The sequence below is a fragment of the Hymenobacter frigidus genome (genome assembly GCF_014640435.1).
In the GTDB taxonomy this organism is placed as follows: Bacteria; Bacteroidota; Bacteroidia; order Cytophagales; family Hymenobacteraceae; genus Hymenobacter; species Hymenobacter frigidus.
Genome location: NZ_BMGY01000003.1, coordinates 43,853 through 70,049, shown reverse-complemented (window position 1 = coordinate 70,049; position 26,197 = coordinate 43,853). Strand labels below are relative to the sequence as shown.

The following is a 26,197-nucleotide window of genomic DNA, read 5'->3' as shown; positions in this document are numbered from 1 at the left end:
GGCTACTCATCCGTGGCACTTCTTGTATTTCTTGCCGCTGCCGCAGGGGCACGGGTCATTGCGGCCGGCTTTGGGCGGGGCCAGCCGGGCCTGCCGGACGAGGAGTTCGCGGCGCTGCTGTTCGTACCCGGCTTCTTCTTCGGCGCGCGTCTTGGCGATGGCGTCGGCGTCGGGGTGGTGGGGCGAATAGCTGTGGAGGTCGTTGCGCTCCTGCTGATAGAGCGCGAAAATGTCGAACGCGGGCTGTAGCGGGCTGGTGCGGTCGAAGTTGATTTTGCTTTCGCCGCCGGCCATGCTTTTGTCCACCAGGCCCAGGCGGTGCAGCGCCCGCGTTTCGGGTTCGAGTTCGCGCAGGCCCGACTGTTGCATATCGAGGAGCATCCCGGCCAGGTAGTTGTCGAGGCCGTAGCCGTAGCTGTCGGTGTCGGGCGGAAAGAGTTCGGCCCGCTGGTTGGCGTGGGCGATGATGTGGCGCAGGTGGCGCTGCATGAACCCGGTGATGGCAGGGCGCATTTCGGGCTGGGTGCGGGCCACGCGCGAAACCGCTTCGGACACCGCCAGGCGGTGCATGAACGGCAGTTGGCCGTCGTCGAGCAGGGCCAATAGTTCGGGCAGGCGCGTTTGGCCGGCATCGGCCAGCAGAATGGGCACCACCTCGAAAAAATCGAATCCGAACCAAAAGTCGGAGTAGTCGGCATTGAAGCGCAGCAGGCGGCCGTACACGTCGAGGGCCTCGGGGGCGTGCAGGGCGCAGAGGAGGTGAAGGGCGTGGAGGAAGTGGTAGTGCGCGTACCAATCGTCGATGCTCGCCGTGTCGTAGTTGAAAGTATCGAGGGTGTGGTTGGCTATTTTTAGCAGCTCGGGCACGGCTGCTTCCGGCCCCAGGGCCAAGATTTGGTGCAGTACGGCATCGTCAATGAAATAGTCGCGCTCGTAGAGTTGCTCGAATACGGGGTGGGCGAAGGCGGGGTGGGTTGTCAAGAGGAAGGAGATTGAGACAGTGGATAAGTGCCCAGCCGTTGGCAGTGGCCTTTGAGTGGCCAATAGCTAATGGCGGCAGCCTTGAAGCGGCCAGTGGCTTTTATGTTCACGAACAAGCAGTTGTGCCGTTATCATTGCTTGTTTATTTTAGTTGGTTGTTGGCTGGGCACGCCTCACGGCTTTGCCTGAACCCGCGCCCGACCAACAACCCCGGCCAACAACTACTCATCCGTGGCACTTCTTGTATTTCTTGCCGCTGCCGCAGGGGCACGGGTCATTGCGGCCTATTTTGGACAGCGCCTTCCGGGACTGCTGGGCCAGGACGTTGCGCCGGAGCTGGGCGTACTTTGCCTCTTGCTTCGCCCGGCGGGCGGCGATGGCGGCCGCGTCAGGGTGAAAGGGCGAGTAGCTTTCGGGGTTGTCGCGCTGCTGCTGGTAGCGGGCAAATATATCGGGGACGGGCAGCAGCAGGTCGGTTCTGTCGAAACTGATGTCGGCGGCTCCCCCGCCTATGGTTTCGTCCACCAGGCCCAGATGGTGCAGCTCCAGCATCTCGGGCTCCAGCTCGCGAAATTCGACCTGCTGCACATCAATCAGCAGCAGCCCCAGGTAAGTATCCAGGTCGTAAGCGTGAGAATCGTCATCGGCCGGGAAAAGCTGGGCCGCCTGGTCAACGTGTTCGATGATGTAGCGCAGGTAGCGCTGCAAGAATGCGCTGATGGCGGGGCGCAGCGCGGGCTGCTCCATGGCCAGCCGCGCAATGGCGCTGGAGGCCACCAACCGGTGCTGGAGCAGCATTTCCTGGTCCTCCAGCATGGCCAGTAGCTCGGGCAGGCGCGTACGGCCGGCGTGGGCCAGCAGGCCGGGCACTTCTTCATACAGCTCGTCCCCGAACCAGTACTCGGTTTTGGACGAGTCGAGGCGCAGCAAGCGGCGGTACACATCGAACGCTTCGGGGACTTGCAGCTCGTGCAGCAGGTAGAGGGCGTGGAGGAAGTAATACGTTGCCGACCAGTCGGGACCGGTTGGGTCGTCATAATCGAAATCGTCCAGCGTGTGGCTGGTTATTTTAAGCAGTTCGGGCACGGCCGTTTCGGGCCCCAGCGCCAGTATTTTGCGCAGTACGGCATCGTCGATAAAATAATCACGAGCATAGAGCTGCTCAAATACCGGGTTCGCAAACGTGGGACGGGTCATCAGAAAAATGGCTGAGAGTGGAAAATACGCGGCGGCGCGGCCGGCAAATATCCGCCTAAGCGGGCAAACAAGAAAATGAGGCCGGCACCCTGACGGCACTAGCAGGCCCGCGGCGGGCCTGCGGGGCAGCGCTGCCCAAGCAATATCTTACCGACCTTTACCGGCCTATGAAGCACCTTATTGACCTGGCCACTTGGAACCGGCGCGAGCATTTTACCTTCTTCTCCGCGTTTGAAGAGCCTTTTTTCGGCCTGGTGGCCCCCGTGGACTGCACCCGCGCCCTGGCCGAAGCAAAGCGGCTCGGCGTGCCGTTTTTTCTGTATTACCTGCACGCGGCCTTGCAGGCGGTGAACCAAGTGGAGGCCTTGCGCTACCGCATCGAAGACGGCCAAGTGTACTGCTACGACCGCATCCACGCCTCGGCCACCATTGGCCGGCCCGACCATACGTTTGGGTTTTCCTTCATCGAACAGCACGAGGAGCTGGCCGCCTTCGTGCCAGCCGCTGCGGCCGAAATCGCGGCTGTGCAGGCCAGTGAGGGCCTGCGCCTGAACGAAACTACCGGCCGGCCCGACGTCATCCACTTCTCGGCCCTGCCGTGGGTGCGCTTCACGGGCCTGAGCCATGCCCGCAGCTTCAGCTACCCCGATAGCTGCCCCAAGATTTCGGTGGGCCAAACCTACGTGGAGGGCGCAACCACGCTCCTACCGGTATCCGTCAACGTCCATCATGGGCTGGCCGATGGTTACCACGTGGGGCTGTTTCTGGCCGCGTTTCAGGAGCTGCTGGGGTAGTTAAAACCCAAATGGCCTTCTTTTCTATTTATGTCTGATTCTTCCCGCATCTCACTGCCCGCGGTGCCCGCCGTGCTACTTTCCATTGTCAGCGTGCAGGGCGGGGCGGCCATTGCCAAGGGCTTGTTTCCGGTGCTGGGGGCGGCGGGTACTACCAGCTTGCGCATCGGGCTGTCGGCGCTGGTGCTGCTGGTGCTGGTGCGCCCCCGGCTGGGGCAGCTGCGAGCCGCGCAATGGCGGGCGGTGGTGCCGTACGGCCTCGCCCTGGGCGCCATGAATTTCCTTTTCTACTGTGCCCTGGCGCGCATTCCGCTGGGTTTGGCCGTCACGGTGGAGTTTGTGGGGCCGCTGGGGGTTGCCCTGGCTGGTTCGCGCCGCTGGGGCGATGTGGTGTGGGTGGCGCTGGCCGGCGCGGGCATTGCCCTGATTGCGCCGTGGAGCGGCTCGGGCATCGACCCGCTTGGGCTGGGCTTTGCGCTGGCGGCGGGCGCGTGCTGGGCCGTGTACATCGTGCTGGGCCAGCGCACGGCAGCCGTGCTCCCGGGCCAGCTGGCCGTGGCGGTGGGGATGCTGTTTGCCGTGTTGCCGGTGCTGCCTTTTGGGATTGCCAGCGGCAGCTTCCTGACCCTGACGCCACACTTGCTGCTGCTGGGAATCTTACTGGCGGTGTTTTCCAGCGTCCTCCCCTTTTCGCTGGAAATGAAGGCGCTCAAAACCCTGCCTACGCGCACGTTCAGCATTTTGATGAGCCTGGAGCCGGTGGCGGCGGCTGTGTCTGGCTGGCTGCTGCTGGGCGAACGGCTCACGCTCTATCAGTGGCTGGCCGTGGCCTCCATCGTGGTGGCCAGTGCGGGCGCCACCCTGACTACCAGCAGCCCACAACCGGCAATTGGCGGCGAATAAGCATTGCGCCAACCCCTCACAGAGTAGGTTGCTATTGGGGCGTAGCTTCACGACCTCAACTCAATCTTGCATCAATGAAAAAACTCCTACTACTCTCAGCTTTACTCTGCGGCCACGTTGCCCACGCGCAAAAGCTCACCGCGACCGAACGCAAAATTGTGGCTTCGGTGCAGCAGAACATGCCGAAAAACGAGAAGCTGCTGGAGCAGGTCGTCAACATCAACAGCGGCACGCTCAATGTGCAGGGCGTGCGCGAAGTGGGCACCGTGTTCCAAAAAGAATTTGAGGCGCTGGGATTCAAAACGGAATGGGTAGCCATGCCCGCCAGCATGCAGCGGGCCGGCCACCTGGTGGCCCAACGCAAAGGCACCAAGGGCAAAAGGCTTTTCCTGATCGGTCATCTCGACACTGTATTTGAATTGGATATGCCCGCCGGCAAATTCACCCGGCTTACCGACTCCACCGCCACCGGCCAGGGCGTGAACGACATGAAAGGCGGCAACGTGGTGATGCTAGCGGCGCTGCAGGCCCTCCAGGCACAGGGCCTGCTGAAAAACGCCAGTATCACGGCCTATTTCACCGGCGACGAGGAACGGGGCGGCACCGGCCCCGAAGCCCGCGCCGACTTCATTGCCCGCGCCAGGCAAGCCGAAATCGGACTGGGGTTCGAAACCGCCACCAACCTGCACACCGTGGCCACGGCGCGGCGCGGGGCCAGCACCTGGCAGCTCAACACCTACGGCAAGGCGGCCCACTCGTCGGGCATCTTCCGGCCGGACGTGGGCGACGGCGCCATTTTCGAGGCCGCCCGCATCCTCAACGCCTTCCGCGAAACCCTGAGCAAGGAGCAGTTTCTGACCTTTAACCCCGGCCTGCTCGTGGGCGGCTCGGAAGTGGTGTACGACGCGGCGCGGGCCCGGGGCCAGGTGGTGGGAAAAACCAACATCATCGCCCCCACCGCCACCGTATCCGGCGACCTGCGTTTCCTCACCGAAGTCCAAAAAGAGACGGCCCGCACCGCCATGCGCGCCATCGTGGCCCAAAGCCTGCCCCAGACGCGGGCCGAAATCACCTTCACCGACGGCATTCCGGGCATGGCCCCCACCGCCGGCAACCAGCGCCTGGCCGCCCTGGCCGACCAATGCAGCCACGACCTAGGCCTGGGCCCGGTGGCCGCCGGCGACCCCGGCGCACGCGGTGCCGGCGACATTTCTTACGTGGCCCAGTACCTCGATTGCCTGGATGGGTTGGGAGTGTCGGGCAAAGGCGCCCACGCAGCCGGCGAAACCATTAATCTGAAAGAGTTTCCGAAGCTGGTTGAGCGCGCCGCCCTCATGATTTATCGCCTTACCAAATAGCCTTGCTCCTGGATAAATAGCACGTCATGTCGAGCGCAGCCGGGACATCTCGCGTGGGGTAGTAATCCAATCGCAAAAGAGAGAATCACTACCCCACGCGAGATGCTTCGGCTGCGCGGACGCCAGATGAGCATGACGTGCTGGTTATTCAGGACAAGACCAGTGTATAAACCAGAGACTAAAAAGACGGATACGCACCATAGTTCTGGCCCGAGCTTGAAGTACCGCACTTGTTCAAAGTAAATCGGGCTTTCAATCGTTTGCCGCTGTATGCAAATCACCATTGCCGAACACTCCGCTCACCCCCTCACTGTCTCGCGCATCGGCTACGGTACCATGCGCCTGACCGGCCCCGAAATCTGGGGGGAGCCCGCTGACCGGCCCCAAGCCCTGGAAATCCTGAAAACTGCCATTTCCAGCGGCGTAAACTTCCTCGACACTGCTGACTATTATGGCGAAGACGTCACCAACCGCCTGATTGCGGAAGCCCTGCATCCCTACCCGCAGGACTTGGTTATCTGCACGAAAGTGGGCGCCACCCGCCGGCCCGATAGAAGCTGGGCACCCTACAACAAGCCCGAAAACCTGCGCGCCGGCATCGAAAACAACCTGCGCACGCTGCAGCAGGAACAGATACAGCTGGTGCACCTGCGGCTGATAGGCCACGGCCCGGTGCCGCTGGCTGAACAGCTCGGAGCCATGTTTGCCATGCAGCGGGAAGGCAAAATTCTGCACGTGGGCCTGAGCAACGTGACCCGAGCCGAATTGGAAGAAGGGCTGCAACTGGGCACCATTGCCACGGTGGAAAATATGTATAGCTACGCGCAACGCACCACGGTAGAGCTGGCCTACGGCACGAACCCCGGCGGTGAGGAAGTACTGGACCTGTGCGAGCAGCATGGTATTCCGCTCATTCCCTTCTTCTCGCTGATACACGGCCTGCCCAAAGCGGGAATCAAGCTAACCGAAATCACCAAGAAGCACAACGCCACCGAAGCCCAACTCAACATTGCCTGGCTGCTGCACAAGTCGCCCTGGATACTGCCGATTCCGGGCACGTCGTCGCTGGCGCACTTGCGGGAGAATCTGAAAGCAGCCGATATTAAGTTGAGCGCCGAGGACATGGCGTTCTTGGGGTAGCCCCCCAGCCAAACCCTCTCCTTAGCCTACACGCTGCTTAGCGCGGGTCGTTTTTTCATTATGCAAAACGACCGGCTGACTGCTCACCAGCTGGCGCGAAGCCGGCATCAAAGTAATCCGGGTTGTCAGTGAGTGGCCCGGCGAAGCCCGGCCGCCACCGTATTTTTGGCCTGCATTACGCTCCACTTCGCTGCGTCGAACTCGCGCCAGTAATTCCAACCGATGTCCCACCGCCATTTCCTTATTCACAAGCCTTACGGCTGCCTCAGCCAGTTCACCAGCCAGTTTTCGGGCGAAGCCAAGAAAACGATGCTGGGCAAGTTCCATGATTTTCCGGCGGGCACCATGTCCATCGGCCGGCTCGATGAGGACAGCGAAGGCCTGCTCCTGCTCACCACCGACGGCAAGGTGAGCGAGGCCATCCGCAGCAAGCACGTGGAGAAAGAATACTACGCCCAGGTAGACGGGCTGATGACCGAAGCCGCCTTGGCCCAAATGCAGGCCGGTGTCGAAATCGGGGTGCACAACGAGAAGTACATTACCAGCCCCTGCCAGGCCCGTCGGCTGGACCCCGCGCCCGGCTTTGCCCCGCGCACCCGCAAAATCCGCGATGACCGGCACGGCCCCACTTCCTGGGTTTCCATCACGGTCACGGAAGGCAAGTTCCGGCAGGTACGCAAGATGACGGCGGCCGTGGGGTTTCCTACGCTGCGGCTAGTGCGCGTGCGCGTGGGCAGCCATTTACTGAGCGATTTGGCCCCCGGCGCAGTGGTTGAAGTAGCGAGTCTGGAAGGTTAAGCGTGTGTTAATTTATGCTGCATGCATAACATATTTGGCAAAGTGTCGTATATTTGCATCAGAATTAACCACCAGGCTATTTCACGTTTCATTATGAAAAAGACCACTGCTTTCTCGCTTTCCTCATTGCTGCTTTTGGGCGGCGTGAGCTACTTGGCTGCCAAACTGGCTGGCCTGGACCTGACCTTCTTCTTCACTGGTGACGACGACCACCACCAGTACTGCTAACCGCTATTTTATCGTTATTCAGCATCCTGAAGCTAGTTATTTAGGAAAAAGCCCGGCCTTTAGCCGGGCTTTTTCGTTATTACTTCGGCCATTGCGGCCGGGTGCGGCGGTTCGGCGCGGCTTTTGGAACATTGCCCCGCCAACGGCGTAACCCGTTGCGTACTTTTTTCACCGGCTGCCGGTGGCAGAGCCCAGCTTTCGCCACCACGGCTTTACTCCTTCTCCTGGTTTTATGAACCTCGATTCCCATCAAGCTCAAGTGAGCTACATCATTGGCCGCGACCTGGCCCGCAACTTTGCCCAGCAAGGCCTCGAGCTGGACGTTGACACCCTGGCCGGCGCGCTGAAAGAAGGCCTCCAGGGCCTTCCCAGCCGCCTCACCCAGGAAGAAATGCAGGCCGCCATGCAGCAATTGCAAGAGCAAATGGGCGGCACCGATAACGACCAACAAGACCAAGATTCTGACACCATGAACAACAACAACAAAGCCGAAGGCGAAGCCTTCCTCGCCGAAAACGCCAAGAAGTCCGGCGTTACCACCCTGCCCAGCGGCCTGCAGTACGAAGTGCTGACCGCAGGCGCGGGCAAAAAGCCCAGCCTGGGCTCGTCGGTGACCACGCACTACCACGGCACCCTGATTAACGGTACCGTGTTCGACAGCAGCTACCAGCGCGGCCAGCCCGCCACCTTCCCCGTGAATGGCGTGATTGCCGGCTGGACAGAAGCGTTGCAGCTCATGGGCGAAGGCTCGAAGTACCGCCTCTACATTCCGTCGGACCTGGCCTACGGCAAGCGCGGTGCCGGCCGGGACATTCCCGGCGATACGGCGCTCATCTTCGACGTGGAGCTAATCAAAGTGAACAACTGAGCGGCCAGCGTGGCGGGGCCTCCCCGGGCTTCCGCCACCACCCGCACCGCAGTGCCCACCTGGGCCCGCGCGTCAACCACCCAACCGGCCGCCGCTGCCCTCATGCCAGACCCTATTGACCAGCCGCCTGCCGAACAACCCAACGTGGCCCCGGAACAATTTTCCGGGGCCGCTTTGCTGACTACGCCCCCCGGCCCCGCGCTATTGCCAGAATCTACGGCCGGCTTCCAAGATATTTCCCTGCCGGAGCCCGTACCGGCGCTGACCCCACTCCCGGAAGTGCGCTCCAATGACGGCCGCCTCATGCTGACCGATACCACAGTCACCGTCCGGGGGCAGGAATTCCTGCTCCGGGAGCTCGAGCGCGCCGAGCTTACGCCGGTGCAGTGGATACTGTGGTACCTACTCGGGGGTATGGGTTTGGCGGGGGTGATGATTGCCTTCCTGCAAAACTGGCTGCGCACGGGCCCGGCCATGACCGGCATGGCCATCACGGCTTTGCTGCTGGCCTACGGCCGGCGCGGCACCAACCGCCTGCGACTGCTGCGGTTGGGCCGCGAAATGGTCAACTTCGCTTTGCCGGGCGAAACGCCGCCCTTACAGCGGCTTACGGCCGAGCTTAACCGCCGCATCTACCGCGTGCACGACCACGCCGCCCGGGAAGATGCCTGGCACCTGGCCGCCGCCGACGCTGCTATGCGCCAGGCATCGGCCGCCGCGCAGGCCGCAGCCGATGCCCAGGCCGGCAATGAACATTCCGGGGACAATCCGTTGAATTTCAGCTAGGATTACTTTCGCGGGCCGTTTCCGTATGCGCTTTCCAATGACCTGGCTGCTACCTTCGCGCCCCGTAATCCAATTGCAGCACTTTTATACTGAGCCGATTTTCGTTTTTACCCCACCGTATGGATTCTAAACATTCGCACACCGCCATATCCGGGGCGGGGCTGCTCATTGCCCTTGGCATCATCTACGGCGACATTGGCACCTCGCCGCTGTACGTAATGTCGTCGATTCTCAAAGAGGCCCGGGTGCCCAATATGATTGACCCGGAGTTGGTACTGGGCGGCATCTCCTGCGTGATTTGGACGCTCACGCTGCAAACGACGGTTAAGTACGTGCTGCTGACGCTCAATGCCGATAACAACGGGGAAGGCGGTATTTTCTCGCTCTACGCGCTGGTGCGGCGGCGGGGAACCTGGCTTTCGGCCGTTGCCATTATCGGTGGGGCCGCGCTGCTGGCCGATGGCGTAATCACGCCGCCTATTTCGGTGTCTTCGGCCATCGAAGGCTTGAAAACAGTGTATCCCAGCCTCACGCAGGACACCATTGTATACATCGTTATCGGCATCATTGCGGGCTTGTTCTTGCTGCAAAGCTTTGGCACCCAGATTGTAGGCAAAGCCTTTGGCCCTATCATGCTGCTGTGGTTCAGCATGCTGGCGGTGCTGGGCATCAGCTGGATTGTACAGAATCCGGTTATTCTTAAAGCCTTTAACCCCTACTACGCCTACACTTTGCTGGTGAAATACCCGGGCGGTTTCTGGCTGCTGGGCTCCGTTTTCCTGTGCACCACCGGGGCCGAGGCGCTGTATTCAGACCTGGGCCACTGCGGCAAGGGCAACATCCGCATCAGTTGGGCATTCGTAAAGAGCGCGCTATTGCTCAACTACCTGGGCCAAGGCGCGTGGCTGCTGGCCCACCAGGGGCAAATGCTGAATGGCAAGAACCCATTCTTTGCCCTGATGCCGCAATGGTTCCTGCTCATCGGCATCGGCATTGCCACCATTGCAGCCATCATTGCTTCGCAGGCGCTCATCACCGGGTCGTTCACGCTGGTGGCCGAGGCCATTCGCCTCAACATGTGGCCTAAGGTGAAGCTCAACTACCCCACCGACGTAAAGGGACAGCTCTTTGTGCCCAGCATGAACCGGCTGCTGCTGCTGGGCTGCATTGGGGTAGTGCTCTATTTCCGCGAGTCAGCCAATATGGAAGCGGCCTACGGCCTGGCCATCACGCTGACCATGCTGATGACCACCATTTTGCTCACCGTGTGGCTGCGCTCGAAGAAGGTGGCCCTGCCGTTGGTTATCGGCTTCGCCGTGCTCTACGGCATCATCGAAGGCTCGTTTCTGATTGCCAACATGGCGAAGTTTCCGCACGGCGGCTGGGTGTCGCTGGTCATCGGCGGGGCGCTCATGACCGTGATGTACGTATGGCTGAAGGCCTTTTACATTAAGCGCCGCCTCACCGAATTCGTGCGCCTGGAACCCTACGTGGATGCTCTCAAGCAACTCAGCGACGACGAATCCATTCCAAAGTATTCTACCCACCTGGTGTTCCTGACTTCGGCGGAACGCAGCTCCGAAATCGAGCAGAAAATCATTTATTCCATCTTCCAGAAGCGACCCAAGCGGGCGGATATCTATTGGTTTATCCACGTTGACACCACCGATGAGCCGTACACGATGGAGTACAAGGTGACCGAAGTAGCTAAGGACGACGTGTTCCGCATCAATTTCCGGCTGGGTTTCCGGGTGCAGCAACGCATCAACCTGTACTTCCGCAAGGTGATTGAGGACTTGGTGCGCAACAAGGAAGTGGACATTACGTCGCGCTACGAGTCGCTGAGCAAGCAGCACGTAACGGGTGATTTCCGCTTCGTAGTACTCGAGAAGTTCCTCAGCGTCGAGAACGACTTCCCGACGATGGAGAAGATGGTGATGCAGGCCTATTTCTACATCCGCCAGTTCATCGCTTCTGAGGACCAGTACTTTGGCCTCGACACTTCCTCAGTTAAAGTGGAGAAGGTTCCGATGGTTATTGCCCCAGTGGCGGAAGTAGCCCTAAAGCGCATCAAGTAAGACCCCGGATTAGCGTGGATTTAGCGGTTTTTTTAGACGCTTCCAATATTACAACAAAAGGCCCCGTGCTACTCGCACGGGGCCTTTTGTTTACTCAATAGCCTGGTTGACCAGTAACCACTAATCGTTTACCACTAACCTTTATTTACCCAGCCACTTGGCTAATACATTCTGCTGAGCCGGAGTTGGGCTGGCCATGGGTTGAATCTGAAACTTGCGATTGGGGTTGGCGCGCATGGTCAGTTTCAGGTCGCGGGGCAAGCCATCGCGGCGTACCTGCACACTTACCACCGTGCCCACGGGCGCGCTCAGCAGGGCATTCACGGTTTCGGTACCCGGGGCCACGCCGTTCACCAGCAGGATTTCGTCGTTCACATTGAGGCCGTCGGTCCAGGCCGCGCCATCGCGGATTACGTTCGTGACCACCAGCTTACCGGTACGATTCGAGAAATTGGCCCCCAACGTACCGTCATTCGCCACCGGGTTATTGCTGAGCGTGAGTCCAGCGTAGGCCAGCGCCGAGGCGAAATCAATTGTTTTAGTACCGTATACACTGTTCTGGAAGAAGGCATCGTAGCGCCGGCCAGCCACGGTAGCCACGGCGTTCTGAAATTCCTGGTCGGTGAATCCCCGGCCGGCTTTCTTGTAATAGGTGTCGTAGAGCAGCCGGAATACGTCGTCGAGGTGCTTCGCGCCCTGGGTGGCTTCGGCAATGTTCAGGTCGAGCACGGCCCCAATCAGCTCCCCTTTCGAGTAGTAGTTGATTTCAGAATTCCGGGAATTCTCGTTCTGCCGGTACGACTTAATCCAGGCATCAAAGCTGGATTCGGCGGCCGACTGCACGCGGTTGCCGGGCGTATTTTCCACCTCCGTAATCAAAGCAGCCAGCTTATTCAGGTACTCCTCGCGCGAGGAGAAGCCCGCCCGCTGATTGATGATAGCGGCATAGTACGAGGTCATGCCTTCACTCACCCACAGCATATGGGTGTAGTTTTCCTGGTCGTAGTTGAACGGCCCCAGCGCTACGGGCCTGATGCGCTTCACGTTCCAGAGGTGGAAATATTCGTGCGCCGCCAGATTTAGGAAGGAGTTGTAGCCAGCCGGCGTGCTGTAGCTGGCGCGGCTCACTTCCAGCGTAGTCGAGTTGAGGTGCTCAAGGCCGCCGCCACCGCGTTCCAGGTTGTGCACGATGAATAGGTAACGGTCGAGCGGATTCTGGCCCACCACGCGGTGCGCTTCCTCGCATACTTTCTTCAGGTCGGCCAGCAGCTTGGGCTCGTCCACGGTGTAGGTGCCGTACATGGCCACTTGGTGGGGTGTGCCGTTGGCGATGAATTCCAGCACTTTCTGGTTGCCGATTTCCATCGGCGAGTCGGCCAGCTCATCGTAGCTGGCGGCTTTATAGGTGAACTTGCCAGTGGCCGGCCGCAGGGCGGTGCTCACCTGGCTCCAGCCAGCGGCGGGCTGCACGGCCACAGTGCTGCCCAGCATCTTGTTATCGGCGGGGTACATAAACACGCTGCTGCCATTCAGGTAGCCGTGGTCGGCATCGATGAACGAGGTGCGTACGCTCAGCTCAAAGGCATACACGCGGTAGCTCACCTGAAAATTGGCCTGCTTGGGGTGGCGCACCCGCCAGGTATTCTTGTTGATTTTTTCAACGGCCAGGGCCTGGCCACCGGCGGTGCGGGCCTGCATTCCTTCCACATTTTTGGCAAACTCCCGCACTAAGTATGAGCCAGGGGCCCAAACCGGCATTTTCACGTCGGTGTACTCGGCCGGAAAACCGCCCAGGTCCATCTTCACTTCGAAGTAGTGGGACTGCGGCGCGGGCATGGCCAACGTGTAGCGCAGCGTGGGCACCGCTGCGGCCAGGCGGGCGCTGGCGGGCAATGCCCCAGCCAAAAAGGCCACAGCCGTGGCGTGGCAAAGTAGTAAACCTGAATTTTTAAACATCGAAGATGGGTTGGGATGGAGCAAGGGCACAAAGAAAGCAGCCGGAGTTGCCTCCAACCTAGCGGACCGCCCCCCCGTTAGGGCCTAAGGCCGTGCTTATTTTCTAAAGCCCTACCATAAACTTTTCCTATTATGCGCTTTGTTTGGTTGATTTTTATTGGATTAGTGGCCGCGCTGGTGGTGGTAGTGCCACGCCTGGGCCGGAAGGCTGCAGCCCCGGCAGCCCGGCAGTCGGCGGCACTGCCGGCCACCCTCACGGGGCTGCGCACCGGTGCGGCCGTTGCCTATGCGAGCCGCGCCGATAGTGTTGCCGCCTTCGGGCTGGCCCAGCGCGGCACCCCATACGTCTACGCCGGAATTTCGCCCGTCACGGGCTTCGACTGCTCGGGGTTTATCATGTACACCTTTGCCCACTTTCACGTCCCGGTGCCACATTCTACGGCGTTGCTCATTGATGTGGGCCAGCCCGTGGCACGCGCCGAAGCCCGGCCGGGCGATATTGTGGTGTTTACGGGCACCGCAACCACCAGCACCACGCCGGGCCACGCTGGCATTGTGGTTTCGGCGCGCGGCGAAGTGCCGTTGCGGTTTGTGCACGCCTCCTCTTCGCGCCGCGAGCCTTTCGTAAAAGTTAACCAAGTGGAAGGGTCCGACTACGAGCGCCGCTTTATGCAAGTGCGGCGCGTGCTGGGGCCAGGCGTAGCGGGCCGGGTTTCGGCGCGGCCAACACCGGTGGTAGCCCCGCCCCGTTCAGCAGCAGCGGTGGCTGCGCTGCCGGTGCACCAAGTGCCGGTGAACACGGCCACGGCTACCGTGGCCCCGCCAGCGATGCTAGCCACTCGTAAGCAGCCAGCGACTCCTGTGGCAAGCAGAAAAAAAGCCGAGCCGGTAGCCCACAAGAAAACTCCCGCTGCCCGAACGGCCAGTACCAAGAAAAAAGCGACGATAGCAACCCGACGCAAGCCGGCCAGCAAATCAGTAAGAACTATCAAGCCCAGCAAAAGCCGCTAGATTGACGCCAGGTTTTGCGCACCTGCCTAAACGCAGCGATGCCCGGTCCGCCTCTGCCGTCCCACTAAAGGGCGACTGGGCAAACCGGGCATCTAATCCTTCAAATCTTACCAAGCGGCGAAACTGGGGTACAGTTCCGGCGTCCTACGTGTAAGACCTGGCCGAATGTGGGTAGCCTTAGGAGCTACCCCACGAAGCTGTTGTTAGGCGCGTACTGCGGTGAGGCGTACGACATTCGACAGGCTTGGCAGGATTTGTTTGGGACTACTAGACATTATGTACCTCCTTTCTTTACGTTCGACATGGCCCCATTTTCGCGGCCCAGCACCTTAGGGCTGCTTGAATGGGGTAGTAGCACTCACTACTGAGCGGTAAAGCTAATAGAGCCCGCGAAGGTTCAATACGCGGACGCTTAATTTATGACAAAACGTGCTTGCCTATGCTTTAATAGCTGATTTTCAGCGGCAATAATTTTACATTACCAGGTACGCAGCGCCTCACCGGGCAAGACAAAGAAACCTGGCCGCAAACTTGCGCTGGAGCCAATGAGATGGCCGGACAGTTCCTCCAAAATATTTCCCTTATCTTCTCCCGTCAAACCCACTTCTTTTATAAACCGTTGAAATGAAAAAGACATTGCTTTTGCTCGTTGCCATCGTGCTGAGCGTCGCCGGTATGGCTTCCGCCCAAACCATGACCCCCCTCGGGACTTGGACGAACTCGGAGAAGAAAGCCACGTTTGAGATTTATAAGTGCGGCGACAAGCTGTGCGGAAAAATTGTGAGCCTGACCGTGCCCAACGACCCAGCCACCGGCAAGCCCAAAACCGATTCGAAAAATCCTGATGCAAAGCTGCGTAGCCGTCCGCGCCTGGGCATGGTGTTCATGCAGGGCTTCAAGTACGACTCTGATAACAAGTGGGACGATGGCAAAATCTACGACCCCGAGGCCGGCAAAACCTATTCCTGCTACATGCAGATGGAAAGCGCTAACTCCATGGAAGTGAAGGGCTACATTGGCTTCTCACTCATTGGCAAGTCGCAGTCCTGGACCCGGGTAAAGTAGTATTCTCACCCGCGTGACTACCAAGTGCAAAGGCCGGTTTCCTGACGGAAGCCGGCCTTTATTTATAGCCTGGCAAAGTGACGGGAAATTGCGGATTCGAAAATTCAACACCTTTCGGCGGCCAGCTCGCAAAAACTATTTGGCTAAACCCGTGTTTCAATTTGACTAAAACCTCTAGACTTTGTTAGATTTTATCCATAATCTATTTCGCGCCAAAGCTGATGCCCCGACCCATTGGCGTGCCGTGCAGCTGACACCCGCCCAAGGGCAGCGGCACAGCCGCTGGGTGCAGGAGCGCGTATTCCTTAATTGGCTGGGTCCTTATTTCAAGGCCTACCACCTGCTCAAGGGCGGTGCGGGCGGGGCCCGGGGCTTTCAGGTGCAGTTGCTGCAGGAGAACGGCCGGCAGGGCATTCTGCTCATTTTTGACCCAAGTATCGGACCGGGTAATTTTCGGCATCTCTACGAGCACTTGGGCGAAGAGCTGCTTACCCTGGGCTACCACCGCGCTTGCGCCGACCAAAGCACCACGCATCACGAGCATCATGTCGAGAATACGCTCAAGCAGATGTTTAAACCAAACCCTACCGACTGCCCCCAAACCGGCGACTGCAACCAGCGCTACGGCTTGGTGACACTGGATTTGGTGGCCATGAACGGCCAACCTCTTTTCATTCGATTGGCACGCAACGCAGTGTTGCAGCCCGGCTTCACCCCCGCTCAATCGTTTGATGATTTATTGAAAAACCTGCTTGATGCCCCGCCCACCAACGACGCCATCGAGTCCCTGGTGCGCGAGTACCACGACCGGTTTTAGCACTTATTTTTATCGTTATCCTATTAAAAAGGGCCGCTCCTATCCAGGAGCGGCCCTTTTTTGCTGATAAAGCATGCGGCTGATGGACAGCCGGCCGCTTATTCGCGCACGAACTGGCCGCGCCCTACTTGCTCGCCTGCGCTGCCTAGCAACCGCAGGTAGTACAAGCCAGGGGCCAGGGTGTGGGTATCAATTTGAGGCTGGGCAGCGGCTACGACCTGGCGCAGCACCGTGCGGCCGGTAGCATCCAGCACCAGGGCCGTGGCTTGCCCAATGATGGGCAGCGCGGAAAGCTGCAACTGGTCACGGCAAGGATTGGGAAACAGCACGATTGTGGGGTTGCCGGCCGTGGCACGGGTGGCCAGCAGGGTATTATCGCGGGTGGGCGCGGTCGTGGGCAGGTCCATCACCCACTGATTGGGGTCAACGGCCACACTGGTCACCGTGCCGTTTATCGTGAGAGAGAAGGTTTGGGTAGGCTGGCTCTGGCGCAAGCGCACGGTTTGGGTGGTGCCGTTCGAGAACGTGAGGCGGTAGTCTACTTCAGTATCGAAAAACGGGGTGACCGCAGGGACCGAAGCTGTTTCGGTTACGCGCAGCACGAAGCTGCTGCCGCCCTGGTTCCAGCGCCCGGTGAACGTGGGGTAGCCACGGCCCGTGAACCATTGCTGAAAGAAATAGCCCAGCGGGCGACCCGCTTCGGCCTCAAACACGCGCTGCAAATCGACAGTGCGCGCCGTGGAGCCCCCGAATTGGGTTTGGTAGGTACGCAGGGCCCGGAAAAACTTCACGTCATCGTTGAGCAAATAACGCAGCATATGCACCACGCCGGCTCCTTTCTTATACGTCAGGTAGTAATCGAATATCCGGTTTACATTGGTGGTATCGGCCACGTACAGGCTGCCGCCGCTGCGCTGGGCGTAGAGGTGGGCGTTATTCATCCAGTTGCGGGCATTGGCTGGGGTGCTGAAGGCCTGCAGGGACAGGTACTCGCCGTAGGACGCGAAGCCCTCGTTCAGCCAGATATCGGACCAGGAAGCGCAGGTCACATTGTTGCCCCACCACTGGTGGCACAGCTCGTGGGCCGTGAGCGTAAAGTCGAAGCCGTCCTGAGTAGTCATGGTTTGGTGCTCCATGCCGCCGCCCAGCGGGGCCATGCTGTGACCGTACTTCTCGTTGGCAAAAGGGTACAAACCAAACTGCGTCGAGAAGCTCTCGATAAAGCCCGGCGTCCGGTCAAGCTCGGTTTGGTAATAGTTCAACGTCGCTTGATTGTAAACGTAGTTGACGATGGGCACGCGCGGCCCACCCACCGGATTGGCATAGTTCACGTATTCCAAATACGGCGCAACCGCGACAGAAATCAGGTAATAGTCAATCGGGTGGCGGGATTTCCACTCGTAGCGCACTTTATTGTTGGGCAAGGACACCGTGCGCTCCAGCACCCCGTTGGAGCCTACTTTGTTGGGCATGGACGTAGTCACCCACACGTCGGTGGAGTCGGCTTTGTCGGTGAGCACTTGTTTACAGGGAAACCATTCGTGGGCCGAAAAAGGCTCCGACAAGCTCCAAGTCACGTTGAAGGGAAAGGACTGGCCCGAGCCCAACCGCACTTGGCTTCTATTACTCAAGCCGTTGCCAATAGCCGCCGAGTTGCCGCTGGGAGCCGTGCCGTGGTAGTAAATGCGGGCGTCGACAAGGGAGTTGGCCGGGGCGGCTACGGGCAGCGCAGCCGTGGCATCAGGCCCGGCGCGGCGGATGCCCAGCGAGCGGCGGCCGTTCACCACCACCGAGTCGATGAGTAGCGAAGGCACGCTGGCAGCCGAGCCATTGGGCGATTTGTAGAGCTCAAACGCGAGTGAATCCAGCGGCTGATTGCCCACGCGGACTCGCATCCACACCGAACCGCTCACGTTTAGCGAGGTGTTTTCCATCGCCACGTCCAGCTTATAGTATTTCACGTCGTAGCGGTTCATCTTGACCACGTGGCTTACCGAGGAAGTGACCGTGCGCTGGACGGTTTGCACGCGGGCCGCAGCACAGCGGTCACCAGCATCGAGCCGCAGCTGCGTGAGGGCCGGGGCCGCCACTTGTTGGGCATTGGCCTGGCTGAACAGTCCGGTCAGGCAACCGAATAAACTCGCGTAACGAAGTACTTGCATATGAAAACAGGGAGTGAAAAAAAGGTAAAAGCAATGCCGCTGGCACCGGCTGAATTAGCTTGCCGAAGGTACGTGGTGCCCAGCCAAAACCACACGCCAAGCGAGGCCGAAAGTTGGGTTTTGCTGGCGTATATTTCGGCACAATCGGGATTCAATACGCTTATTTCTCTACCCATGTCTTTATCTACACGGTCGGCTGGGTCGGCATTTTTGCTGCTGCTGTGCAGTTGGCTGTTGCTGGCGGCACCGGCACGCGCCACGCACATCGTGGGCGGTGAGATGGAACTGGTCCACAACACCGGCGATTCGTACACGCTGCTGCTCAACCTATATTTCGATGCCGCCAACGGCAATGCCAGTGCGCTCGACGCCGACCTGACGGCCAGCATTTTCGATAAAAGCACTAACGGCCGCATGGTCAACGTGGTGCTGCCCCTCACCAGTAACACCTTCGTCAACTACACCAATCCGGCCTGCGCCAAGCCCACGCTGAGCACCCGCAAACTGGTGTACAGCAAGCAGATTAACTTACCAGCCGGCATCTACAACAGTCCCCAGGGCTATTACGTGGCGGTGGAGCGCTGCTGCCGCAACAACAGTATCAGCAATATTCTGGACCCCGGCAACGCGGCGCAGGCTTTCTACCTGGAATTTCCGGCCGTAGTGCGGAACGGGCGGCCTTTCTACGATTCCACACCCCGCATTTTCCCGCCACTAGCCGACTACGCCTGCCGCGGGGAGCTATTTTACTACGATTTCGGGGGCCAGGATATCGACGGAGATTCGCTGGTCTACGACTTGGTGACGCCCCTCAATGGCCATTCCGATGCGGCCGTTCCGAAGCCGGCCGCGGCCGCGCCGGCACCTTATGTGCCCATTACCTGGCGGCCGCAGCCCCCCCTGCTGCCAGGCCAACCGGTGCTGCCACCCTTGAGCACCCTCAACCAAATTCCCGGCACGCCTACCCTGGGCATCAACCGAACCACCGGCCGCCTCACGGTGCGGCCCAGCAACCTGGGGCTGTTTGTGTTTGGGGTGCGCTGCTCGGAGTACCGCAACGGCGAAAAAATTGGGGAAGCCCGCCGTGATTTCCAGTTAATGGTGTTGAATTGTCCCATCAACGTGCGGCCCAGCGTGGTGATGCTGCCCACTCCGAGCAGCCCGGTGCCGTACCGACCCGGCCGCGACACTTTGCGCTTTTTCCCGGGCAGCAACCGCTGCGTGCGCCTGCGCTTCACTGACCCCGACCCCAACTCGCGCCTCACGCTGTCGTTGAGCCCGGTAAACTTCACGGGGTTGTTGCCCAGCTTCACCACGGCCACCAGCGGGGCCGTGCGCACGCCCGGCTCACCCGATACGCTCACGGCCACTCTCTGCTTTCCCGAGTGCCTCAACACCCAGGGCCGCGTCTTTCTGCTGGATGTGGTAGTGGGCGATGACGGCTGCAGTCTGCCCAAGCGCGACACGGTGCGGGTAGCTTTCATCGCCGTGCCCCCGCTCAATTCCCCGCCGCTCCTTACGACCACGGCGGGGCCTACTTTGCCGCTGCGCGCACGCGTTGGCGACTTGCTGAGCTTCGACCTGACCGGCACCGACCCGGACGACGACCCTGTGCGGCTGGAAATGAGCGGCCTGGGCTTCAATCCGGTCGACCTCGGGGCGACCCTCTCGCAGGGCACCAACGGGAGGCAGCAGCGCGGCCGCTTCACTTGGCGCGTCGATTGCCGAGCCGTGGGACCTGATTCGGTGCTCAATTTTCGATTCACGGCGGCATCGATGCCCTGCAACACCCGCCAGGCTACGTCGATTACGGTGCCCATCATCGTTTCGTATGCCAACCGTCCGCCCACGCTGGCCTCTACCCTGCCCCCACCATCCGGGGTCAATCCGCCGCTACTTAAGCTGCCGCTGGGCCGCCTGTACACGGCCACTTTTACCGGGGTTGACATTGACCGGGATGGCCTGACGCTCACGGCTACCGGCAGCTATGCCGATGGCTCCGAAGGCTTCGACCTGACCAGTGCGGGCATGCGCTTTGAAGCGCAAAACGGCACGGGCGTAGCCACGGGCCGCTTTACCTGGGACGTGAGCTGCACCGCCGCCAACCTGCACCGCGACCTACTGGTGACTTTCCGGCTGATTGACGCCACCTGCAAGCCCCTGCCCCAGACGCAAAGTGTACGCCTGCAAGTGCAAAGCCCGGATACGCTGGCCGTGAAGCTCTACAACATCATCACGCCCAATAATGACCGGGTGAACGACGAGTTTCGCCTACCCGACCTGCCCCCGAACTTCTGCGACGCCTACTTCACCAACCTCAAAATTTTCTCGCGCTGGGGCCAGCAAGTATTTACAACCAGTGACCGGGAATTTCGCTGGCCCGGCCAGGGCAGCGCCGGGATTTACTACTACTACGTGACCTATTCCGATGGCCGCAAATACCGGGGCTGGCTGGAAGTTATTCCTTAGCCATAGCCGCTGCTATTGGGTTATTTAGACGAAAAGGGCCGCTACCAAGTAAGTAGCGGCCCTTTTCGTCTAAATAACCCGGCTGAATGCCCTTAATACATAAACAGGAACACGGCGAAAAGTGCCACCCACAGCACATCGATAAAGTGCCAATAGGTGCCCAGCAGCCTTAGCTGCCGCCGATGATAAGGATTGCGAATGAACACCAGGCCACGCACGGCATCGCGGTCGGCCTGCAGCACGCGCAGCAGCAGAACCAGCAGAAACAGTATTCCCGCCAGTAGGTGAACAACGTGCAAGGCTGAAATCAGGTAAATGAACTGGCCGCTGCTCGTGCTTGCAGCTCCCTGGAATGGCACTCCGTACAGCACAAGCTCGCGCCACCCCAACACCTGCAAACCCGCAAAAACGAACCCCAGCAGCAGCGTAGCCCCCAGACAACGCCCAAGACTGGCCAGGTCGTCCTGCGCATAGAGGCGGCGGGCTTGCCCAATGGTGTAGCTGCTCACAACCAACACGATGGTACTGAGCGAAAAATAGCGCGGCAGCGCGTGTAGCCCCGTGGGCACCCCGCTGCGCATCCGGGCGTTAATATAGGCCGCCACCAATATCACAAACATTACCGTGATGGCCAGCATCACCAGGTACAAAACCATCAGCAGCGGCGGCAGCCGTTCCATCCGCGCAAAAGTTGTTGCGCTCTGGGGAATTCCTACCTGGTTTCTATGGTCGTTTTCGGGGTTCATCGGGCGGGGCCTGGAAGTGTACCTACCCTAACTAATCACATCCGAATTAGTTACACCGGCCCGAATTTCATACCTCGGTCTGCCGCTACCGAAAGAACGACCCAATCTTGCCCAATACCGCGTTGAGGGTGATTTTGGGAGTGCGCTGCACGCCAAAGGTCACGTAGGTTTTTCCGCCCACGCGCAAGTCGAGCACCCAGCCCAGCTGCCGGGCCAGGTCGTTGATTTGCTGCAGCGGGTTGGGGCCCTGGCCCTTGGGGCTTTTGGGCGCGCCAGCGGGCTTGGGCGGCCCGGCGGTGAGCTGGTCGAGCACCTGCTGGCTGGGAACGTTCAGGATGAGGTAGGTACCGGCCGCCGCCAGCTGCAAGGGGTGCCCGTTCCAGGTGATGACCAGCTGGGCCTCAATTTCGAGGCCGCTAGCCAACGGACGAAGCGCCGCTGGGCTGCGTGAAAGTGGGCTGTGGCTGGTCGCTGGGCGCGGGCGGGTCGATGCGTACGGCGGCGGCCGGGCTGGCGGCGGCGCTTTCGCCGCGGGTGCGAATGCGGACCGAGCCGTTCAGCTTCCAGGTAGCGGCGGGGGCGCTGGGGTTTTGCGGGTTGGGAACCTGTAGCTCAATCTGGTCGAAGGCACAGCTGAGCTCCACACCGCCCGAGAGCTTGCCGAGCAGCGAAGCGGCCATATCGGCCCAGTTGGAAGACGAAGAATCAGGCATGGTTGCTGTTAGGTAAAGGCGAAACAGAAGGTGGAGGCAAGCGGGCAACACCCGCCGGATGGCCGCAAAGTACGACCTTGTGCCCGCTAACGCAATGCATGGCGCCGAGTTGCCCGGCACCATCTTTCGGGCGAGCTGCCGCGTAAAGCACCTCCAAAGGCCTTCACTATTTTATCCTCAATGCGCTTGACCTATTTCCACCCGACTGCCGCCGTCGCTGTTTTCCTTTGGTTTACCGCCCCGGTTCAGGCCCAGAATACGACCAAAGCCGTAGTCCTGCCCCGCCCCAATGGCGTTTCAGAATTAACTTTTCAGCAAGCTGCCACGGCTTGCACGCAGCCCTTTGGCCTACAGCGGGGCCAGAATCTGGAATATCAGCTGCTCGATGCCAAAGGCAAGCTAACCGGCTTCCTGCGCTACCGCGTGCTGACGGTCAGCACTGAATCAAGCGCTGAGAAAAAGAAAAAGACGGTGGCCACTACCAAAGTCAAGCTCAAAAGTGGCCTCTATGGCCCCAAGAGCCAGGTATTGCAGCAGCAAGACCTGACCATTCTTTGCCGGAACGACACCGTCTTCACTGATGGCTTGGCCGAGATTAACTACGACGGGCTCAAATCATTTCGGGACCGCCTGCTGGCCTACGAGGGCACGCCCCTGGCCTGGCCCAACCAGCCCACCACCGGCAGCTCCCTGCCCAATGGCGGCGTGGTGGTGCAGGTAAGCAGTCCGTCGGTGGCCATTGCCAAAATAAAAACCACCTTGCTACGGCGCAAGGTGCTGGCCGGCCCGACCCCCATCACGGTGCCCGCCGGCACTTTCACCTGCTATTCGGTGGAAAGCCAGCGCGAGTTGGCCACGGCCGCCCGTGCCGACCTGGTACTAAAAAGCGGCGGCCGCCAAGTAGACTACTATGCCCCTGGCGTGGGCATTGTCAGGACCGAATACTATGACAAAGGCGGCAAGCTGCTGCAAACCCGCGTGCTGGCCAAACGGTGAGCCAATGACGTAGCGACGCTGTAAATTTTAGCTGCTACAGCAGCGCCCAGCCAGTTTCGCCCTGTGCTCCAAGCAACAGGCTATACCCCTCGGTCTGGCCCAAAACAACCGCTGCCGTGCGGGCCGCCAAGGCCCCGTCGGCGGGGGCTTCTGCCCCGGGCCAGCTGCGTAGCTCGGTGGCATTGGGCAGCACCAGCCGGCGCAATGGCTTGGCCGAGGCTCCCACCACGGCCTGCGCCAGCACGTAGCCAACCTCCCCGGCCGGAGTTTGCACGCGCAGGGTGCTGCCTTGCTGGCCCAGCACCAGCAGCGGCAGCTGCGGGCGTAACGGCACCACGGCCAGCTGGTCGTTGGCGGAGGGTGTAGCGTGCAGTTGGCTAGCGGCGCGCAGCCGGACAAACTCGCCGCGGCGGTCGGTGCCGGTGGGTAGCGGAGCCCCGGCGCTCGCACGGCGCACGAAGGGCAGCGGGTCGACGGCCCCCAGGCCACTGCGATACACCCCAAAGTGGAGGTGCGGATTCGTGGTGCGGGCATTCCCGGTATTGCCCACCAGGCCCAGCGTATCGCCGGCCCGCACGCGCTGGCCCGCCTGCACCAATTGCTTATCGAGATGAGCGTAGTAAAGATGGCCAGCGTTATCGGCCGCTGAAAGCCAGACTACCCGCCCACCCAGGGGCGTTTCGCCGGTGCGGGTGATGATGCCGGCCGTGGCCGCAATGGCGGGAGTACCCCGCGGGGCAAAAATATCAATCCCCTCGTGCCGCCGGGCGCCGCCGTCGCGGTCGGCACCCCAGAAGCTGGCGGCGGCGGCATCGTTGCGGCCCTGCACCGGAAATACGCTGAGGCCAGGCTCGCGCAGCACGCGCAAGGTGTAGCGCCCAGCGGCCAGTAGCTCAGGCTGCACGCGCAGCAGGTGCTGGCCGTCGTTTTCTACCCGGTAGCGAAAGTCCAGCAGCAGCGTGTCGGCGCTGGCCAGTGGCGTGGGCTGCTGGCCAGGCACTGCCTCGAAGGCATCCAAAAAAACGCGCGCATTGGCCCCGGGAGCCAACGTCAGGGTGATGTGGACCTGCTCACCGGCGCGCACGCCAAAGCGGTAGCTGGCCGCGCCGGGCCGCTCGGGGCGGAAATAACCCGTTTCGGTGAAAGGCAGCGCGACCACCAGCGAATCGCGCAGGGCCTGGGCGGCGGCCGCGAGCCAGGCCCGGCCAGCGGGGCGGCGGTCGAGACCCGCCTGCTGCAGCTGGCGCGCATAGGCTTGGTGCGGTGTATTTTTCTGAAAAATGGCTTGTAGGGTCTGCTGCTTGCTGCAACCAGCGAGCAGGAGCGTGGTCCCGATTAGTATTGACAACAAAAACCCGGAGAGCGGCCGGGACTTCGGCCGTTGGGCAGTAAAATCCGCAGTTAAAATCATGCCTCCCAACAGCGCTTCGAACCGGGTAGTTCGCCCACGGCGGGGTTGGGCTGCTACCTTTACGCCCATCTCCCCGCCCCTCACCTCCCCGTTATGAAGCTGATTGAATGCCCGCGCGATGCCATGCAGGGCCTGCCCGACTTTATTCCGACCGCGACCAAAACCGCTTACCTGAACGAGCTGCTGCAGGTGGGGTTCGACACCCTGGATTTTGGGTCCTTTGTATCGCCCAAAGCCATTCCGCAGCTGCGCGATACCGCTGAAGTACTGGCTGGCCTGGACCTGAGCCGCTCCAGCACCAAGCTGCTGGCCATCGTGGCCAACCTGCGCGGGGCCGAAACCGCGGCCCAACATCCCGAAATCAGCTACCTGGGCTTCCCGCTATCGGTATCCGAAACCTTTCAGCGGCGCAATACCAACCAGACCACCGCCGAGGCCCTGACCGACGTGGCAGCCATGCACGCGCTCTGCGAACGCAGCGGCAAAACCCTGGTAGCGTACCTGTCGATGGGCTTTGGAAATCCATATGGCGACGCCTGGAGCCCGGAAATCGTGACTGATTTCACGCAGCAGCTGGCGGCGTTGGGGGTGCGCATCGTGGCGCTGTCTGACACGATTGGGGCTTCCACGGCGGCTACCATTACGCCGCTTTTCTCGGCGCTGATTCCGGCGTTTCCCGGCATCGAGTTTGGCGCGCATCTGCACACCACGCCAGGCAGCTGGCGCGAGAAAGTGAGCGCCGCCTACGTAGCCGGCTGCCGCCGCTTCGACGGGGCTATTGGCGGCATCGGCGGTTGCCCCATGGCGGCCGATGAGCTAACCGGCAACATGGCCACGGAGAACCTACTGGATTTTCTGGCTGAGAAAGGCGTAGAATCCGGCCTCGACCTGGAAGCCTTCGGGCGGGCCCAGGCCATGGCAACCAGCGTGTTTGCCACGCACTAATTTCGTTTCGCCATGCCCACCACCGCCGATATTTTCATTCCCTGCTTCGTCGACCAACTGTACCCGGCCACTGCCATGAACATGGTAAAAGTGCTGGAACGGGTGGGCGTGCGCGTCAATTACAACCCCGCTCAAACCTGCTGCGGGCAGCCCGCCTACAACGCCGGCTACGTGGAGCAGAGCCGCGCGGTGGCCGAGAAATTCCTCCAGGATTTTGCGGCCCCGCCCACCGAGGCGGCGCGCTACGTAGTGAGCCCGTCGGCTTCGTGCGTGGGCATGGTGCGCAACAGCTACGAGCAGCTGTTTGCCGGTACGGCACAGCAGCCCGCTTGCCGGGGCGTGCAGGGCCGCACCTACGAATTGACCGAGTTTCTGGTTGAGGTGCTGGGCATTACGGCCATTCCCGGAGCGCGGCTGGCGGGCAAGTATACGTACCACGACTCCTGCGCGGCCCTGCGCGAGTGCGGTATCAGAGCCGCGCCGCGCCAGCTGCTGGACGGCGTGGCCGGCCTCGAACGCATCGAGATGGCTGAAACCACCACTTGCTGCGGCTTCGGCGGCACCTTCGCCGTGAAGTTCGAAGCCATATCAGTGGCCATGGCCCAGCAGAAAGTCGAGTATGCCTTGGACACGGGAGCCGATTTTATCGTGAGCACCGACGTGAGCTGCCTGATGCACCTGGAATCCTACATCAAAAAAGAAAAGCTGCCGCTTAAGTGCCTGCATGTGGCCGATGTGCTGGCCAGCGGCTGGTAGCCGCACGTTCTTATAAAGC

24 protein-coding genes are annotated in these 26,197 nt (G+C 60.7%); 16 read left to right on the top strand and 8 right to left on the bottom strand.

Going from position 1 to position 26,197, the window contains the following annotated elements; genetic code table 11:
• Positions 1 to 6 precede the first annotated feature (6 nt).
• Complete coding sequence (locus tag IEW17_RS20775; RefSeq protein WP_229748760.1) at positions 7 to 981, bottom strand: YecA family protein; 975 nt, start codon at positions 979 to 981, stop codon at positions 7 to 9.
• Positions 982 to 1,206: 225 nt separating this feature from the next.
• Positions 1,207 to 2,178, bottom strand: a complete 972-nt coding sequence (locus tag IEW17_RS21315; protein ID WP_308420585.1) for an SEC-C metal-binding domain-containing protein — start codon at positions 2,176 to 2,178, stop codon at positions 1,207 to 1,209.
• 167 nt (positions 2,179 to 2,345) lie between these two features.
• Here IEW17_RS21315 and IEW17_RS02305 point away from each other — a divergent pair, with 167 nt between their 5' ends.
• The 9 genes from IEW17_RS02305 to IEW17_RS02270 all read left to right on the top strand — a co-directional run bounded on the left by IEW17_RS02305 (position 2,346) and on the right by IEW17_RS02270 (position 11,131).
• A complete protein-coding gene (locus IEW17_RS02305; RefSeq protein ID WP_188560405.1) occupies positions 2,346 to 2,972 on the top strand; it encodes a CatA-like O-acetyltransferase in 627 nt (208 codons plus the stop codon).
• A 30-nt stretch (positions 2,973 to 3,002) separates the two neighbouring features.
• A complete protein-coding gene (locus IEW17_RS02300) occupies positions 3,003 to 3,875 on the top strand; it encodes an EamA family transporter (RefSeq protein WP_188560404.1) in 873 nt (290 codons plus the stop codon).
• 74 nt (positions 3,876 to 3,949) lie between these two features.
• Positions 3,950 to 5,233, top strand: coding sequence for a M20/M25/M40 family metallo-hydrolase (locus IEW17_RS02295; protein ID WP_188560403.1), 1,284 nt, complete (start codon positions 3,950 to 3,952; stop codon positions 5,231 to 5,233).
• A 270-nt stretch (positions 5,234 to 5,503) separates the two neighbouring features.
• On the top strand, positions 5,504 to 6,373 hold the full coding sequence (locus IEW17_RS02290; protein ID WP_188560402.1) for an aldo/keto reductase: 870 nt from the start codon (positions 5,504 to 5,506) through the stop codon (positions 6,371 to 6,373).
• A gap of 222 nt (positions 6,374 to 6,595) precedes the next feature.
• Positions 6,596 to 7,171, top strand: coding sequence for a pseudouridine synthase (locus tag IEW17_RS02285; protein WP_188560401.1), 576 nt, complete (start codon positions 6,596 to 6,598; stop codon positions 7,169 to 7,171).
• 93 nt (positions 7,172 to 7,264) lie between these two features.
• Positions 7,265 to 7,399 (top strand): hypothetical protein, encoded by a 135-nt coding sequence (locus tag IEW17_RS21210; RefSeq protein WP_262891819.1) that lies wholly within the window; start codon positions 7,265 to 7,267, stop codon positions 7,397 to 7,399.
• A gap of 232 nt (positions 7,400 to 7,631) precedes the next feature.
• Positions 7,632 to 8,267, top strand: coding sequence for a BamJ family beta-barrel-assembly machinery protein (gene bamJ / locus IEW17_RS02280; protein ID WP_188560400.1), 636 nt, complete (start codon positions 7,632 to 7,634; stop codon positions 8,265 to 8,267).
• Positions 8,268 to 8,369: 102 nt separating this feature from the next.
• Complete coding sequence (locus tag IEW17_RS02275) at positions 8,370 to 9,053, top strand: hypothetical protein (protein ID WP_188560399.1); 684 nt, start codon at positions 8,370 to 8,372, stop codon at positions 9,051 to 9,053.
• Between the two features lie 119 nt (positions 9,054 to 9,172).
• Complete coding sequence (locus IEW17_RS02270) at positions 9,173 to 11,131, top strand: KUP/HAK/KT family potassium transporter (protein ID WP_188560398.1); 1,959 nt, start codon at positions 9,173 to 9,175, stop codon at positions 11,129 to 11,131.
• A 141-nt stretch (positions 11,132 to 11,272) separates the two neighbouring features.
• On the opposite strand, the gene IEW17_RS02265 is transcribed toward IEW17_RS02270, so the two are convergent.
• A complete protein-coding gene (locus tag IEW17_RS02265) occupies positions 11,273 to 13,045 on the bottom strand; it encodes a M61 family metallopeptidase (protein ID WP_229748759.1) in 1,773 nt (590 codons plus the stop codon).
• A 174-nt stretch (positions 13,046 to 13,219) separates the two neighbouring features.
• On the opposite strand from IEW17_RS02265, the gene IEW17_RS02260 reads away from it, so the two are divergent.
• The 3 genes from IEW17_RS02260 to IEW17_RS02250 all read left to right on the top strand — a co-directional run bounded on the left by IEW17_RS02260 (position 13,220) and on the right by IEW17_RS02250 (position 15,980).
• Entirely contained in the window at positions 13,220 to 14,098 is an 879-nt protein-coding gene (locus IEW17_RS02260) for a C40 family peptidase (protein ID WP_188560397.1), read from the top strand.
• Positions 14,099 to 14,722: 624 nt separating this feature from the next.
• Complete coding sequence (locus IEW17_RS02255; protein WP_188560396.1) at positions 14,723 to 15,163, top strand: DUF2147 domain-containing protein; 441 nt, start codon at positions 14,723 to 14,725, stop codon at positions 15,161 to 15,163.
• 181 nt (positions 15,164 to 15,344) lie between these two features.
• Entirely contained in the window at positions 15,345 to 15,980 is a 636-nt protein-coding gene (locus IEW17_RS02250; protein ID WP_188560395.1) for a hypothetical protein, read from the top strand.
• A 98-nt stretch (positions 15,981 to 16,078) separates the two neighbouring features.
• On the opposite strand, the gene IEW17_RS02245 is transcribed toward IEW17_RS02250, so the two are convergent.
• On the bottom strand, positions 16,079 to 18,142 hold the full coding sequence (locus tag IEW17_RS02245) for a M1 family metallopeptidase (RefSeq protein ID WP_188560394.1): 2,064 nt from the start codon (positions 18,140 to 18,142) through the stop codon (positions 16,079 to 16,081).
• A gap of 174 nt (positions 18,143 to 18,316) precedes the next feature.
• Between IEW17_RS02245 and IEW17_RS02240 the strand changes: the two genes are divergently transcribed.
• A complete protein-coding gene (locus IEW17_RS02240; RefSeq protein WP_188560393.1) occupies positions 18,317 to 20,611 on the top strand; it encodes a T9SS type B sorting domain-containing protein in 2,295 nt (764 codons plus the stop codon).
• A 92-nt stretch (positions 20,612 to 20,703) separates the two neighbouring features.
• Here IEW17_RS02240 and IEW17_RS02235 read toward each other — a convergent pair whose 3' ends face one another.
• The 3 genes from IEW17_RS02235 to IEW17_RS02225 form a co-directional block, all read right to left on the bottom strand.
• Positions 20,704 to 21,357: a cytochrome c oxidase subunit 3 gene (locus IEW17_RS02235; protein ID WP_188560392.1), complete on the bottom strand. Its 654-nt coding sequence runs from the start codon at positions 21,355 to 21,357 to the stop codon at positions 20,704 to 20,706.
• A gap of 85 nt (positions 21,358 to 21,442) precedes the next feature.
• Complete coding sequence (locus IEW17_RS02230; RefSeq protein ID WP_188560391.1) at positions 21,443 to 21,781, bottom strand: hypothetical protein; 339 nt, start codon at positions 21,779 to 21,781, stop codon at positions 21,443 to 21,445.
• Positions 21,774 to 22,070 (bottom strand): hypothetical protein, encoded by a 297-nt coding sequence (locus IEW17_RS02225; RefSeq protein ID WP_188560390.1) that lies wholly within the window; start codon positions 22,068 to 22,070, stop codon positions 21,774 to 21,776. The genes IEW17_RS02230 and IEW17_RS02225 overlap by 8 nt, the downstream gene beginning before the upstream one ends.
• A gap of 180 nt (positions 22,071 to 22,250) precedes the next feature.
• On the opposite strand from IEW17_RS02225, the gene IEW17_RS02220 reads away from it, so the two are divergent.
• Positions 22,251 to 23,066: a TapB family protein gene (locus IEW17_RS02220; protein WP_188560389.1), complete on the top strand. Its 816-nt coding sequence runs from the start codon at positions 22,251 to 22,253 to the stop codon at positions 23,064 to 23,066.
• A gap of 34 nt (positions 23,067 to 23,100) precedes the next feature.
• Here the strand turns inward: IEW17_RS02220 and IEW17_RS02215 are convergent, their stop codons facing one another.
• Complete coding sequence (locus IEW17_RS02215; protein WP_188560388.1) at positions 23,101 to 24,417, bottom strand: M23 family metallopeptidase; 1,317 nt, start codon at positions 24,415 to 24,417, stop codon at positions 23,101 to 23,103.
• A gap of 153 nt (positions 24,418 to 24,570) precedes the next feature.
• On the opposite strand from IEW17_RS02215, the gene IEW17_RS02210 reads away from it, so the two are divergent.
• Together IEW17_RS02210 and IEW17_RS02205 are read left to right on the top strand one after the other, a co-directional pair.
• Positions 24,571 to 25,422, top strand: a complete 852-nt coding sequence (locus IEW17_RS02210; RefSeq protein WP_188560387.1) for a hydroxymethylglutaryl-CoA lyase — start codon at positions 24,571 to 24,573, stop codon at positions 25,420 to 25,422.
• Between the two features lie 12 nt (positions 25,423 to 25,434).
• Complete coding sequence (locus IEW17_RS02205) at positions 25,435 to 26,178, top strand: (Fe-S)-binding protein (RefSeq protein WP_188560386.1); 744 nt, start codon at positions 25,435 to 25,437, stop codon at positions 26,176 to 26,178.
• The last annotated feature ends 19 nt before the right edge of the window (positions 26,179 to 26,197 follow it).